Here is a 14,502-nt window from a genome sequence, read left to right as displayed (position 1 = left end):
AAATCCTCCAAGCATGCATTGCTTACTTTTGAACCTTGACCAGGCGCAGAGCATTCAAGATTACGAGCAGGGTCGCACCCATGTCCGCGAAAATCGCAATCCATAAAGTGAGCCAGCCCGGAATGATCAACAGCAAAGCAATTACCTTCAGCCCCAAAGCAAACATGATATTTTCCTTTATTATACGCAATGTCTTGCGGCTTAGTCGAATCGTATAAGGAAGTTTTTCAAGATCGTCAGCCATCAGCGCGATGTCAGCTGTCTCAAGCGCCGTGTCTGTACCAGCTCCTCCCATGGCAATGCCGACTGTGGAAGCCGCCAGTGCCGGCGCATCATTGATGCCGTCGCCGACCATTGCAACGCGGCCGTATTGCTTCTGGAGTTCACGGATCGCCGATAGTTTGTCCTGCGGCATCAATCCTGCCCGCACATCGGTGACGCCGATTTCTCCAGCGATTGCATTAGCGGTCGCTGGATGGTCGCCTGTCAGCATGACAGTGCTGCCGATGCCCATCTCTTTCAATTTACGCACAATGGCCGGGCTTTCATTTCGAATCGCATCAGCCACAGCAATGACGCCGATAAATTCTTTTTCTTTAAAGACAGCCATCACCGATTTACCGCGCTGCTGCAGGCTTTGGGCATGCTCGGGGATTTCAAACCCGAATTCTTCCGCCCACAGCAGACTGCCGATATGGATCCGCTCTCCATTAACCAAAGCATAAGCCCCTTTGCCGGTGACCGAATTAAACCCTTCGGAAGGAAGCATCTGCGTCGCTTCCTTGACGATAGCGCGAGCCAACGGATGCTGGGACATCGCTTCTGCTGATGCAGCCAATTGGATGAGCCGATCTTTCGTATACCCATTTTCCGGTACCGCGTCCGTGACTTCCGGATAGCCTTTTGTCAGCGTTCCGGTTTTATCGAATGCCACGACGTTGATGCGGCCTGTTTCTTCCAAGTGAATGCCGCCTTTAATAAGGACGCCTTGTCTCGCCGCATTGCCGATGGCCGTAACGATTGCGACCGGTGTCGATACGACAAGTGCGCAAGGGCAGCCGACAACCAGGACAGCTAAGGCCTGATAAATCCACAGCTGCCAGTCGCCTGTCAGATACCCCGGCACCAATGCGGTTAGGAAGGCGATGGCGATGATTGCCGGTGTATAGTATTTCGCGAACTGGTCGACGAATTTTTGCGACGGCGCTTTTTCCGCCTGCGCTTCTTCCACCAAGTGGATAATTTTTGCGATGGTTGTATCTTCAACGCGTTTGGTGACGGTCACTTCAAGCGCACCTTCTTCGTTCATCGTGCCGGCAAATACATCAGCCCCAGGTTTTTTGACTTCTGGAATCGACTCACCTGTAATGGCCGCCTGGTTAACCGCAGACTCGCCGCGAAGCACTACCCCATCCATCGCAATTTTCTGCCCAGGTTTGACGATCAGTACATCACCGATGCGCACTTCTTCTGTGTCCATTTCGATCAATTCACCATCCCGCTGGATCAAGGCGCGTGAAGGCGCCAAATCCATAAGGCTGCGAATCGACTGGCGTGCTTTATTCATCGAAAACGATTCAAGCGCCTCACTGATCGCAAACAAAAATACGACAACAGCGCCTTCACGCCATTCTCCGATTATGGCAGCACCGATGACAGCGATGGTCATCAATGTTTTCATATCGAATTCAAGGCGGCTAAGGTTCGTTAAACCGGTACGGAACATATGATAGCCGCCGACCAGCATGGATCCGCCGAACAGGCCGATTGCCCAAGGGTTGCTTTCACTTGTCTGGAAAGAAAGGATGACACCGGCAATCAGCAGCAGGAACGAAATCGCCGTTTCAATCGTCTGACGCCGTTTGTAGAAAGGCGTTTGTTCGATTTTCGCTCTTTCCGGATAGACCCGGATATGGTCGAATGCCCCCGCGCGCTCCAGGTCCGCGATGGAAACGTCACCGTCAACAGTCAGCTTCGAAGCTCCGAAATTCAATTCAACCTCTTTGATATCCGGCAGGCTGCGTATATTCTTCTCGAATTTCGCCGCGCAATTCGTGCAGGACAGATTTTCAAGACGGTATGTTTTAACCAACTTCTTCACCTTCTTTCGCGTGTTCATGCGCAATGGTCACAAGCTGATGGACGTGCTTGTCCGACAGCGAGTAATAGATTTGCTTGCCTTTTCGTTCGGATTTTGCAAGTTTGCGCTCACGAAGATACCGCAGATGATGGGAGGCAGTAGCTGTCGAGCCGCCGATCACCGCCGCAATATCGCAGACACACATCTCTTCTTCTATCGTCAGGGCGAAAGCGATTTTCAGCCGTGTTTCATCAGCCAGCGCCTTGAAAAGAATCGCCACATCAGTGAGATCCGTCATTTGTTTTTGAACATTTTCCACTTTTTCGGGATGATCTTTCGAAATTTCACATATCTCTTTCATGGCTCTTCCTCTTTTCATTCAAATATCCATTTGATTGTTTTCCTCAGTGTAGCCTTTTCCGCCGTTATAGTCAAACCTCCGTTTGAATGATGAGCGCTTTTTTTGCCAAGAGGAAATTAAGCTTTTCACGTCGAATAGAGACACTAAGCTTTTCATAAAAGAGGGGGAGACGTCGATGTATCAGAAAATACTTTTGGCGGCAGATGGTTCTGAGCACTCAAGAAGGGCGGCGGCCGAAGCATTGAAGATGGCGAAGGTGTTCAAAGACGCCTCTGTGACCTTGCTTTATGTAGTCGATTATGAAAAAGCCCGGACGGAAGTGCAGCACGATAAACACAGCGACGAACCACATCATTACCGACGTCAGCTGCTCTTGCCGCTTGAGGAAATCTTCAGCTCTGCGGGTATACCCTATGAAACCACGACCCTTCACGGTACGCCAGGTCCTACAATCATCAAGCACGCCAATGAAAACGATTATGACGTCATCTTCATCGGCAGCCGGGGACTCAATTCATTCCAGGAAATGGTGCTCGGAAGCGTCAGCCATAAAGTGGCGAAACGCGTCCATGCCCCTGTGGTCATCGTCAAATGAAATAAGAGGCTGGAAACAGACGGTCTCCGTCGGTTTCCAGCCTCTTAACGTTAAAAAATCATATATCCTGCTACAAACAAACCCAATCCGCCGATCAGATTTGCAAGCAAGTAAGAAATACCTGCCAGCCATTTGCCGTCTTCAAAATCCTTTACCGCATCCAGCGCCATCGTCGAGAACGTTGTGAATGCGCCAAGAAATCCGGTCATCCAAAAAACGGACAGATTGCCGCTTCCGACAAATGCTCCTAAAGCAAATGAACCCAGGATATTCACCAGCAGCGTAGCAATTTTCGGCTGACGCCACCGGGCTTCAGCGACCAGGTAAAACAGGTAACGGGCCATGGCGCCGAGAAATCCGCCAAGCGCAATTTCAATCCCGCTCATCCACTCACCCCTTTCCGCCCAAGCCACAATCCGGCAGCTGCTGCCGCTGTTGCCGCGATGGTCATTCCGAGACCATATAGAATACCGGTTGCCAGGGAATTCTCAAGCATCCGGAACCAATCATTCGAGAAAGCCGAAAAAGTCGTAAATGATCCAAGCAGCCCAGTCGAGATGAACAGCCGCAGTTCAGCAGATTTTCCGCTGAGTTTCATGACTGCGAAACCGATCAGAAAACTGCCGACGATATTGATGATCCAGAGACTGACAGTGCCCGGAACCGCTGCGTAAATCCAGGCCCGCAGCAAAGAACCGGCCATGCCGCCGAATCCGACCGCTAACATTCTTTTCAAATCAAACGCCCCATATCTTTTTTTCCCATTATAACTTACTCGGCTGTGAGTGTTAAGGTCGATCCTTCCGCCGAACCGTCTATCGGTGTCTCATGGTAATTGCCTTCTGCCCACTTGCCGACTTGATTATGGAAGAAGTCAGATTTCACATGGCCGCTCAGACCCGGTCCCACAATATGGTGTGCACTGGATAAATCGGAAAGGTCTGCTACAAATCGCCATGCCGCTCCGTGGTCGACATTGCCCTGTTCATCAAATGCCGCCGCCTGCACGGTGATATTTGAACCGCCAAGTGCCACCGGATCCGGATTCAGGATACTTTCGAATATAGGAGAGGCTCCTGCGAGCGGATGCGGGAATGTCAATTGATGATATTCTCCCCATTTCCAGTTTTCAGGGTCTCCCGAAAACTCATCTTCAATTTCCGTTAAGCTTGTTTCCAGCGCATCCGTCAGCCACTTTCCGACGCCGCCATATTCACTGACCCATGTTCCGTCATTGCCGGCAAACGAGTCGCGCATCATCGCATCCGTAATGTGATTTTTGCCCGGCATCAGCTCATAGACATCCTCCGGGAAGCTGTCTTCCAGCAACGTATGCGGCAGCTGTTTCATCCATTTATGGAACATCAGCGGCGCCGCCTGGTCTGCAGCATCCACCTGGTCCCATTCAGCGAGAATCGCAAGCTCTTCTTCGTAGTCGTCACTTTCCGCCCTGACTGCTTCGATCATATCCGCCAAAAATTCCTCAGCATAAAGATTTTTCTTATCCATCTGAAGCTCCATCATATCTTCAGCCGTTAAATTATCTGATGCCTCCAGCACTTCCGCGATCCGCTTGTAGCGGTAGGGCTGTGCCCAAAAATCAGTGATGTGGTATTCATAGGAATCGTCGACCACTTCATTGTTCGCCGTGGCAATAAAACCGTTTTCCGGATTCACAACAGTCGGCAATTCGTCGAATGGCACATAACCTTCCCAGCCATAATCCGCGGAATCACCGGGAACCGGCAATTGGCCATCACCTGTTTTACGGATTGGAATGCGTCCGTTCGCTTTATAAGCGATGGTGCCATCCGTTGCCGCAAAAACAAAATTCTGGGCAGGCGCCTGGAAATCTTCCAGCGCCGTTTCAAAGTCCTCCCAGTTTGAAGCTTTATTGAAACCCAGGACTGCCTGCAGTTCAAGAGTCGGTTCAAGGGCCGTCCATTGCATTGAAAACACCGCGCCCGGATCTTCCTCTTCATAGAGCAGTTCAGAAATGACCGGACCATGGCGAGTGACCACCACTTCAAAATCAACGGTTTCGCCGTCTTTCACTTTGATCGGCTCATCCCTTACTTCCGCCTGCTCCCATTCACCTTCATAACGGAATTGAGTCGGATCTTCCGGATTCGGCGTTTCGATATAAAGGTCCTGTACATCAGGACCGACATTGGTGACACCCCAGGCGACTTCTTCGTTGTGCCCGAGAATGATGCCGGGCACGCCAGCGAAAATGACACCGCTGACATTCTGCTCCGGAGACTGCAAATGCATCTGATACCAGATGGACGGCGTACTTAACCCAAGATGCGGGTCATCTGCCAGGAGCGGCATGCCGCTTTCCGTCTTATCACCGGAAACGACCCAGTTATTGCTGCCGTTGAATTCATTCGGCACAAGCGAAGCATCGAATTCGCCCGCCACTTTTACCTGGCTGTTGATATTGGCTTCGATAATTGCCGGTGCATCTTCCGGATATTCGATAAACAACTCCTTGGCTTTCGCTTCAGGAAATTCACCAAGCGCCCAGTGTCTTACGGCAAGCGATGACCAATTGCCCCCAAGATCGTAGGCCATGAATTTTCCGATGGCCAGTGAATCGACCGGTGTCCACTCTTCCGGCTCGTAGCCAAGCAAACTGAATTCGTAGCTTAATGTATCGTTCTCTTTTGCTTCATCAATGAAAGCATTCACCCCTTCAGCAAACCATTCCAGCACTTGCTTCGATTCGTCATCGTAGCCTTCCCATGACTTTTCAGCCGCGTCGCGTAAACTGAAAGTCCGGAAAAATTTATCCGTATCGACTGCAGCAGCGCCGACTGCTTCCGCCAATCTTCCGCTTGCCTGCCGACGTGACAGATCCATCTGGAACAACCGGTCCTGTGCCACGACATAGCCTTGCGCGCGGTACAGGTCTGCATCGGACTGCGCTTCGATATGCGGAACACCGATGTCGTCACGGGTAACCGTCACATCTTCATCCAGTACGGAGACGTTTAATTCGCCATTGATCACCGGTTTTGATTTGCCTATGTAAGCGTTAACATAAATGAGTCCGATAACGGCAATCGCCACCAACACCCCAAGCGTCCCCAACACCCATTTAAGCCATTTTCTCTTTTTCTGCTTTTTCTCCATTTCCACTTTCTCCCCCTTTTCGATGTCTTAATTTTATTCGACCATAGCCACGGCAATTCCTTCAATGTAAAAAAGCCCGCATATTAGCGGGCTAGTTTACGATGTCCTCTTCACCAAGAACCATTTTCACTTTTGACACTTGCTTTTTCTCTGTCAGGACATAGAGTACGTCACCGACTTTGAGCTTCGTTGTGCCGGTTGGCATAACCAGGCGGCCTGAGCGGATGATCGCACTGATCAATGTCTGCTTCGGCAGACCGATCGTCTGCACAAGCTGGCCGGCAAACGGTGACTTGCTGGTCAATTCAACTTCCAGCATTTCTGCATTCGCTTTATCCATCGACACCAACTCCAGTGAGTGGATGCGTTTGGGCGATGGCCGACCATTCAATTTCAATTTATTTGCAAAGAAAGGAATGGTTGAACCTTGCAGCAAAGCGGAGGTTAAAACGATAAAGAACACGACATTGAAGAACAGGAAACTATTTTCCAGACCGGCAAGCATCGGGAACGTCGCCAACACGATCGGCACCGCACCACGAAGCCCTGCCCAGGACATGAACAATTTTTCATTCAATGAATAATCGAAGAAAATTGTCGATGCGAAGACAGCGATCGGCCGGGCGATAAAGATCAGCACAAGCGACAGGACAAGTCCTTTCCAAATGAGATCCCAGTCAGCCAGCTGGCTTGGGAAAACGAGAAGCCCGAGGATGACGAACATCAGGATCTGCATAAGCCATGCAAGTCCTTCATTGAAACTGATGATCGAATAGCTGTGCGTCAAATCGCGCGTTCCGATGACAAGTGCCGCCAGGTAGACCGCCAACAGGCCGCTGCCGCCAAGAATAGCCGTAAAGCTGTAGATGAATATGGCAAAGCCGACAGACAGGACAGCATACAGGCCTGAAGCATTCAATTTGATCCGATTGATCGTCCACGAAGCGAGCAGACCGAGCCCCACCCCTAAAATCCCGCCGACGCCCATTTGCAGCACAAAGCTGCCAAGCATCGTGAAGACAGAGGAGTCAGGCGTCAGGATCAATTGGATAAAGGCGATTGTCAGGAACATCGCCATCGGGTCATTGGTACCGGATTCCGCTTCCAGAGTCGAAGAAATTCGCCCTTTGATGTTTTGTCCCGCAAGAACCGAGAAAACGGCAGCCGCATCGGTCGAACCGACGATTGAGCCGAGCAGTAATGCTTCAAGAACGGAAATGCCCAAAACGTAATAGGCAGCAACCGCCACTACCGCAGTTGTTATTAGAACACCAAGTGTTGCCAGTACCAAAGAACCGCCAAGAACCGGGCGTATATTTTTCCATTGTGTCTGCAGTCCACCTTCGAACAGAATGATGATCAAGGCCACTACACCAACCAATTGTGCAACTTCAGCATTGGAGAAATAGATAAGTCCGGAAATATCACTGCCGAGGATCATTCCGATGATCATGAAGAGAACGAGGGAAGGGACTCCAGCACGCGCTGAAACTTTTGTCATAATTACGCCCATTAAAAGAAAAGCACCACATATTAATATAATTCCGTTAATTGTAAAGTCTATCACCATCAGCTCCCACGATTATTTATTATTCAATTATAGCATGATTTTGCGCCATTAAAAAAACGGGAGCCCCTTATTAAGGGCTTCCCGCTAATTATTCACACTGTGTCGTCGCCGACAATTTTCACTTCAAGCTCCAAATCGATGCCGAATTTTTCCCGGACAGCCGATTTCACCATTTCGATTGTCTGGATATAATCGTTGGCTGTGGCATTGTTTTTATTGACAATAAACCCTGCGTGCTTGGTCGAAACTTCCGCACCGCCGAATCCTTTGCCCTGTAAACCACTTTCCTGGATCAGCTTGCCCGCAAAATTGCCCGGCGGACGTTTGAAGACACTTCCGGCTGAAGGGAATTCAAGCGGCTGCTTGGATTCGCGCTGATGCGTCAAATCGGCCATTTTCGCGTCAATGACGTTTTGGTCCCCTCTTTCAAGACCGAATTCAGCCGACAAAACATAATAGCCTTTTTTCGTTATGACACTCTTGCGGTAATCCAGTTCAAGCTCTTCTTTGGATAGAAGAAGTTTATCGCCCGTATTGGTCAGGACGGTTGCCTGAATAATGATATCTTTGATCTCTCCGCCATATGCTCCGGCATTCATCGCCATCGCTCCGCCGACAGAACCCGGGATTCCGCATGCGAATTCAAAGCCCGTCAACGTGTTCAAAGCAGCGGCTTTAGAAACTTCCTTGATGTTTGCGCCGCCTTGCGCGTAGACATTCAGACCATCGATGCGGATTTCGTTAAGGCTTTTCAGGTTCAATACAATTCCCCTTACTCCGCCGTCACGTACGACCATGTTCGAGCCATTCCCCAACAATAATAGGGGAATATTATTTTCATATGCATATTTTACTGTATAAGCAGTTTCATCTTCGTTTGTAGGTGATACAAAAATATCAGCCGGTCCGCCCATTCTTGTCAATGTATGGAGATGTAGCGGTTCGTCGATTTTCACGTGGCTGTCCGCCACAAATCGGCGAAGGTCTGATAACCATCTTTCTTTCGTCATTCCAAGCAAATCCCTTCTAAACGTTTAACTTCTAATAGTATCCGATTTTATTACCCATTTGACAAGCTTTTATGGTCAGTTACGTTCAAAAGTCCAATAAAATATTTATCTCGAATTCGAGAATAATTAATTAAAGTATATTGACATCATAGTTTTATTGTTTTATAGTTTGGTTAGACATAAAAATATTGGAGGAAATCAAACATGAAAAAATGGACAGTAGACGCAGCGCATTCAGAAATCGGCTTTTCAGTAAAACACATGATGGTATCAAAAGTGAAAGGCTCTTTCGCATCATATGACGCAACAGTTGAAGCCGATGAAACGGATCTTCAAGGTGCCTTGATCGATTTCAAAATCGACGTGGCAAGCATCAATACAAACAACGAAGACCGTGACAACCACTTGCGTTCGGCGGATTTCTTCGATGCTGAACAGCATCCTCATATCACTTTCAATGCAAACGAAATCGTTAAAAAAGGTGACGACGAGTACGAATTGACAGGCGACTTGACGATGAAAGGTGTTACTCGCCCAGCCACTTTCGAAGTGGAATACGGCGGCAAAGGCGTTAACCCATGGGGCGTGGAAGTTGTAGCATTCAGCGGCGAAGGCAAAGTGAACCGCAAAGATTTCGGCCTTACTTGGAACCAGACGCTTGAAACAGGCGGCGTACTTGTAGGCGAAGACATCAAGATCACGTTGGAACTGCAAGCTAATCCAGCATAATTTATAAATCCATAGTAAAAGGAGCTGCAGATTTAATTGCAGCTCCTTTTTCAGGCTGTCGAGAAACATCAACTTCTTCAATCATTTCGCTGCATATCTTTTAATGTCTCGAAGCTAGCGAAGCGATGCAGAGACAGCCGGACGCGTTCCGCAGGGAGCTGCCTGAGCCTCCTCGTCGCTTTGCGCCTGCGGGGTCTCAGGACTCGCTTCGCTCCGTCGCAAGCGCCGTCACTGCTTCCTGCAGGAAAGACATTGGCCGAAGCTTGCGAGGACAGGTCTTTGCGACGAAGCAGCGCAGCGATGCAGGAGCACATCTTTGCACTTCGCCGGCTGCTGCTACACTTTATATCTGTACAAGTAAATGAATATATTCTCAGAAAACAAAATTCTCATACCATGTCTTTATAGAAAGCGATTCTGAGATATGGAGCAAAACAGCGCAGACTCCCAGGGGATTAGAACCGGAGTTGGCTTTTCAACTCCGGTTCGAACGAAGTGCTGAGATCCACTCGGGCGAAGGGGACCGAGCACGAGTTAGCTCAGCTCGAGTCCCCAGGAAAGCGGAGCTGTTTTGCGGAATATCGGTTTTCTTTTTCTACAAATATTTAAAGGAGCTGCAGATTTCCTGCAGCTCCTTTCTTACTTTTTATTTCTATAATTAATTATTCTTCAATCCGCTTCAGCGGTTTGACGGCCGGGCCTTCCAGTACTTCACCTGTGTAAGAGAAGCGCGAGCCGTGGCACGGGCAGTCCCATGAACGTTCCGCGTCATTCCACTTCGTTTCACAGCCCATATGGGTACAGGTCGTATCAACAAGATGAAGCTGGCCATATTCATCACGGTAGCCACCCGCAGCGCCTTTAGCGGTTTTCACGCTGGCACCTTCCCCTTTTTCAAGGGAGTCGGGCGTTCTCGTCGGCCGTTGCAGTTTGCCTTTGACCAGTTCTTTCGCAACCGAGGCGTTGTCTTTAGCGAAACTCGCCATATCGGCAGGCTTCATCTTCGTGCGGGTCGGATTATATAAAGAGGCGTAACGGTTTTCATTGCCAAGGATCTGATCACTTAACAGCATCCCCGCTAGAGCACCGTGGGCCATTCCCCACTTGTGAAAGCCGGTAGCGACCAGGATCTTCTCATAGCCAACCGTACTTGTACCTATATAAGGGACTTTATCAAGCGTCGTCATATCTTGGGCTGACCACCGATATGGAATATTTTCGATGCCGAAATATTCATCTCCCCACTCCGCAAGCTTTTGATAATTTTCCAGTGTATCTCCTTTATGCTTGCCGGAGCCATGGTCTTCCCCGCCGATCAGCAAAAGCCTTTCTCCGTTGCCATCAGTTGCATACCGCAGTGAACGGCTCGGCTTATCCGTGCTGATGTACATATGTTTCGGAAAATCGCCTTTTACTTTTGCCGCCACCACATATGAACGTTCTACTGACATCCTCGCGAAATACATCCCGTCAGCGTCATTAAATGGATAATGGGTAGCCACAATCACTTTCTCACAGGACAGGTGTGACATGTTTTCCGTTTGGACTACCGGATCTTGTTTGCTGAGAATTTTTATAGCCCGTGTTTTTTCATAAACCGTGCCGCCGAGCCGTTCAAATTCCTTCACGAGTCCCGCCAGAAATTTCACCGGGTGAAATTGGGCCTGGTCGCGCATGACAATCGCTTCTTTGATGTCGAACGGCAATTCTGCTTCCGATTTCGCCAAACCGCCGGGCAGTCCAAGCTGTTCATACGCTTCCGCTTCCTGCTCAATCAATTTGGCTCCGGCTTCCGTATTGGCATAGACAAATGCATCATGATATTCAAAATCACAGTCGATGCCAAGTTCTTTTGCCGTGTTTTTGATGAATTCAAGTCCTTCAATGTTGGCATCATAATATTTTTTCGCTTCCACTTCGCCGGACATCTTGATCAAATCAGAATAAATCAAGTCATGCTGGGCTGAAATCTTCGCCGTAGTATAGCCGGTGACGCCGTCAATCAGTTTTCCGGCATCGATCAAGGTCACTTTTTTCCCGGCCTTTGCCAAGAGATAAGCACTGATGATACCGGCAATGCCACCGCCGACCACCCCAACTTCCGTCGATTCGTTCTTTTGCAGCTGCGGATAATTCGGTACATCTTTAAATGCGCGCCAGTAGGATTCTTTCGATTCTGGAATGTTCATGTTTTCATTCGTCATCGCCGCATGATACCTCCTAATATTTTCACTTACTTCCTATGTACCCCTCCGTCTGAAAATTAAGCGCAAAGAAAAACCCGGAAACGCATTTGCGCTTCCGGGTAAGTTCCTTCTGTTACACTCTTATTTTTTCAAGTGACTGAGCCATTTCTTCGACACGGTTCATGCCGTCCTCAATGATTTCCTGCGCTTTGTCAGGATACATGTTATGGCCTTCGATAATCACTTCTTCGATGTCTTCGATGCCGAAGAAGTTCATGATCATGCGCACATAGTTGACGCTCATTTCGCTTGGTGCCATTTCCGGAGTCGAGTAGACGCCGCCGCGGGCATTCAGGATGATGACTTTCTTTTCAGGTACAAGGCCTTGTGGACCTTCTTCCGTATATTTGAATGTCACGCCTGCGCGGTAGATGTAATCGATGAATGTCTGCAATGGCGCTGGAATTGTTTTATTCCATAACGGGAATGCGAATACGACAACATCAGCATCAAGGAAAGCGTCCATCGCTTTGTTCGCAGCTGTCAAAATGCGCTGCTCGATGTCATTCAATTCTTCAGCTTGCGCTGATTTCTGCATAGCGTCGAAGAAATCCTGGCCGAAATACGGCATATCTTCTTTGAACACGTCGAACGTTTTAACGTTCACGTCACTTCCTACATTGTCCATAAATACGTCGTACATTTTACTTGAAACTCCCTCTGATGCGGGACGGTTATTGGCTTTTACTACTAAAACGTTCATGAAAAACAAAACTCCTTTATTTCTTAGTATTATTTATCTCAAATTAAAGACTTCTTAATTCTAATTAATTTTCATGACCTGGTCAATTAAGTTGCCTGGCAGACTCAGTCAGAAGAACAGGAATCTCCAGTGCAATAGCTGGTTTTTTTGCTGCCCAACGGTTTTAAAGCAGGACGCAAGCCTTCTTCATCGGCGATTTGCTTGATGGAATCGACAAAAGCCTCCAAAGGCTGCGCACCGGAAATAGCGTATTTCCGATTGATGACGAAAAAAGGAACTCCCTGAACGCCCAATTGACCGGCTTCCGCTATATCCTGCTCCACATCGGCCATAAATTCATCAGAATCCAGGACGGCTTTGGCTTCATTGCGCGGCAATCCTGCTTTTTCTGCGTGATCCAATAACACATCATGCTTGCCGATATGTTCGGCATTTACGAAATACGCGTTCAGCAGCTGTTCTGTCAAAACTGCTTCAAGGTTTTTCGTTTCCGCAAATTTCACCAGGCGGTGAGCGGCCAGTGTGTTTGCCTGCACCATATTGTCAAAGTCGTAGTGCAACCCGACTTGCTGTGCATGCTGAGCTACACCTTTCGTCATCTCTTTCGCCTGTTCCACGGACTGGCCAAATTTCGCGGCCAAACTTTCATATACTGGCATGCTGGAATCTACCGGAGTAGCGGGATCCAACTGATAAGCTTTAAACGTAACTTCGGCCTGATTATTAAAGCCTGTTTTTAGAAGTGCCTGTTCCAGTGTGCGTTTGCCTATGTAACAAAACGGGCACACGTAATCCGACCAAATTTCAATTTTCAACATCGTTGTTCACCTCGTTCTATACTATAGCAAGCACAAAAGGCATCCTCAATCATTCTGCTTATTAAACTCCATTTACAATTTACTTCTAAATTAATAAATTAAAAAAACTGACTCCCAAAAGGGAATCAGCTTAATGCTTCCGTGATTACCGGAACAATCTGCTTCTTGCGTGAAACGATGCCTGGCAGAAGGACACGATTGTCGACAACACTCGATTTAAATGCGCCTTCGATTATGCCTGAACGCCTTCCAAGTACGATTGCTTCAGAATTGTTGTTCAGAATATCCGTCACCACAAATACAAAGAGGTCAAGACCTTTGTCGGCAACCAGCTGGTTCATCAGCACTTCAATCTCCTGCTGGCGATCCAGCACTTCATTTACATCAATCGCATTTACTTGGGCCACTTCAAAACGGTGATCTCCTGCTTCAAATTCTTTTGAATCCAGCGAAATCAGGTCTTCAAGTGTTTTATTGCTTAAATCCGCCCCTGCTTTCAGCATAGCCAGCCCGTATACCTCAGCATCGACGCCGGCGATTTCAGCCAGTTCGCGTGCTGCCTGGATATCCTGGTCTGTGCAGGTAGGCGATTTGAATAAAAGGGAATCGGAAATGATGGCGGACAGCATGAGTCCCGCAATATTGGCAGGTACCGTTACGCCATTTTCTTTGTAAAGCTTCAACAGAATCGTTGTTGTGCAGCCGACGGGCTCCGCCCGGAAGAACAAGGGATCTGTTGTTTCAAAGTTGGCGATCCGGTGATGGTCGATTACTTCAATCACCTGGACTTCATCAATATCGTCAGCACTTTGCTGGCGTTCGTTGTGGTCCACTAGGATTACCTGTGAAGCTTCCTCCGATACCCGCGTTACAAGCCGAGGTGCTTCAAAACCGAATTCCTTAAGTGCGTAAATCGTTTCGTTGTTCATCTCGCCAAGGCGGATGGCTTCTGCCTCCATCCCTGTTTCTTTCTTGAGATGCGCATAAGATAAAGCGGAACAAATGGAATCCGTGTCCGGATTTTTATGGCCTAATACAAAAACTTTTGACATTTTTATGCCTCCTGATCATTGTTGGTTTCTGTGTAATTCTATCATAACTGTCCGGACAGCTGAACTTTCTGTGTTAAAGTCACTTAAATTCGTCATTTCCTATGGTTTATATAAGCCTGATGAAAAATTTAATAAAAAAAGCCATAGTGATTTTTTCCATTATGTAGTATTATATGACTACGCCTTTATAATTACTAAAA

Annotated in this window: 13 protein-coding genes; 2 read left to right on the top strand and 11 right to left on the bottom strand. The window is 48.2% G+C overall.

Annotated elements, in window-relative coordinates; genetic code table 11:
• Nucleotides 1–22: 22 nt before the first annotated feature.
• Both CXF70_RS03485 and CXF70_RS03480 read right to left on the bottom strand, forming a co-directional pair.
• Nucleotides 23–2,119, bottom strand: coding sequence for a heavy metal translocating P-type ATPase (locus tag CXF70_RS03485; protein WP_145990702.1), 2,097 nt, complete (start codon nucleotides 2,117–2,119; stop codon nucleotides 23–25).
• Nucleotides 2,085–2,441, bottom strand: a complete 357-nt coding sequence (locus tag CXF70_RS03480; RefSeq protein WP_084243066.1) for an ArsR/SmtB family transcription factor — start codon at nucleotides 2,439–2,441, stop codon at nucleotides 2,085–2,087. Before CXF70_RS03480 ends, CXF70_RS03485 begins: the two co-directional genes overlap by 35 nt.
• Nucleotides 2,442–2,616: 175 nt before the next feature.
• On the opposite strand from CXF70_RS03480, the gene CXF70_RS03475 reads away from it, so the two are divergent.
• The gene (locus tag CXF70_RS03475) at nucleotides 2,617–3,036 is read left to right on the top strand and encodes a universal stress protein (RefSeq protein WP_084243067.1); all 420 of its coding nucleotides are present in this window, start codon (nucleotides 2,617–2,619) and stop codon (nucleotides 3,034–3,036) included.
• A 50-nt stretch (nucleotides 3,037–3,086) separates the two neighbouring features.
• On the opposite strand, the gene CXF70_RS03470 is transcribed toward CXF70_RS03475, so the two are convergent.
• The 5 genes from CXF70_RS03470 to murB all read right to left on the bottom strand — a co-directional run bounded on the left by CXF70_RS03470 (nucleotide 3,087) and on the right by murB (nucleotide 8,754).
• Nucleotides 3,087–3,422 carry a fluoride efflux transporter FluC gene (locus tag CXF70_RS03470; protein WP_084243068.1) on the bottom strand — a complete coding sequence of 112 codons (336 nt, stop codon included), beginning with the start codon at nucleotides 3,420–3,422 and terminating at the stop codon, nucleotides 3,087–3,089.
• Nucleotides 3,419–3,763 (bottom strand): fluoride efflux transporter FluC, encoded by a 345-nt coding sequence (locus tag CXF70_RS03465; protein WP_233208532.1) that lies wholly within the window; start codon nucleotides 3,761–3,763, stop codon nucleotides 3,419–3,421. The genes CXF70_RS03470 and CXF70_RS03465 overlap by 4 nt, the downstream gene beginning before the upstream one ends.
• Nucleotides 3,764–3,807: 44 nt before the next feature.
• A complete protein-coding gene (locus CXF70_RS03460; protein WP_101801566.1) occupies nucleotides 3,808–6,174 on the bottom strand; it encodes a penicillin acylase family protein in 2,367 nt (788 codons plus the stop codon).
• 91 nt (nucleotides 6,175–6,265) lie between these two features.
• The gene (locus CXF70_RS03455) at nucleotides 6,266–7,744 is read right to left on the bottom strand and encodes a potassium/proton antiporter (RefSeq protein ID WP_101801565.1); all 1,479 of its coding nucleotides are present in this window, start codon (nucleotides 7,742–7,744) and stop codon (nucleotides 6,266–6,268) included.
• 92 nt (nucleotides 7,745–7,836) lie between these two features.
• Entirely contained in the window at nucleotides 7,837–8,754 is a 918-nt protein-coding gene (gene murB / locus CXF70_RS03450) for a UDP-N-acetylmuramate dehydrogenase (RefSeq protein ID WP_101801564.1), read from the bottom strand.
• Between the two features lie 204 nt (nucleotides 8,755–8,958).
• Here murB and CXF70_RS03445 point away from each other — a divergent pair, with 204 nt between their 5' ends.
• The gene (locus CXF70_RS03445) at nucleotides 8,959–9,483 is read left to right on the top strand and encodes a YceI family protein (RefSeq protein WP_101801563.1); all 525 of its coding nucleotides are present in this window, start codon (nucleotides 8,959–8,961) and stop codon (nucleotides 9,481–9,483) included.
• A gap of 662 nt (nucleotides 9,484–10,145) precedes the next feature.
• Here CXF70_RS03445 and CXF70_RS03440 read toward each other — a convergent pair.
• The 4 genes from CXF70_RS03440 to CXF70_RS03425 form a co-directional block, all read right to left on the bottom strand.
• Nucleotides 10,146–11,687, bottom strand: a complete 1,542-nt coding sequence (locus CXF70_RS03440; protein ID WP_101801562.1) for an FAD-dependent oxidoreductase — start codon at nucleotides 11,685–11,687, stop codon at nucleotides 10,146–10,148.
• A 115-nt stretch (nucleotides 11,688–11,802) separates the two neighbouring features.
• Nucleotides 11,803–12,432, bottom strand: a complete 630-nt coding sequence (locus CXF70_RS03435; protein WP_101801561.1) for an FMN-dependent NADH-azoreductase — start codon at nucleotides 12,430–12,432, stop codon at nucleotides 11,803–11,805.
• Between the two features lie 104 nt (nucleotides 12,433–12,536).
• Nucleotides 12,537–13,247: a DsbA family oxidoreductase gene (locus CXF70_RS03430; protein ID WP_101801595.1), complete on the bottom strand. Its 711-nt coding sequence runs from the start codon at nucleotides 13,245–13,247 to the stop codon at nucleotides 12,537–12,539.
• 128 nt (nucleotides 13,248–13,375) lie between these two features.
• Nucleotides 13,376–14,302 carry a manganese-dependent inorganic pyrophosphatase gene (locus CXF70_RS03425; protein ID WP_084243076.1) on the bottom strand — a complete coding sequence of 309 codons (927 nt, stop codon included), beginning with the start codon at nucleotides 14,300–14,302 and terminating at the stop codon, nucleotides 13,376–13,378.
• Nucleotides 14,303–14,502 lie beyond the last annotated feature (200 nt).

Origin of the sequence: Planomicrobium sp. MB-3u-38 (assembly GCF_002836425.1) — a bacterium.
Classification (GTDB): Bacteria; Bacillota; Bacilli; order Bacillales_A; family Planococcaceae; genus Planococcus; species Planococcus okeanokoites.
Note: the sequence above shows the minus strand (reverse complement) of the source record. Positions and strands in the feature narration are given on the sequence as shown.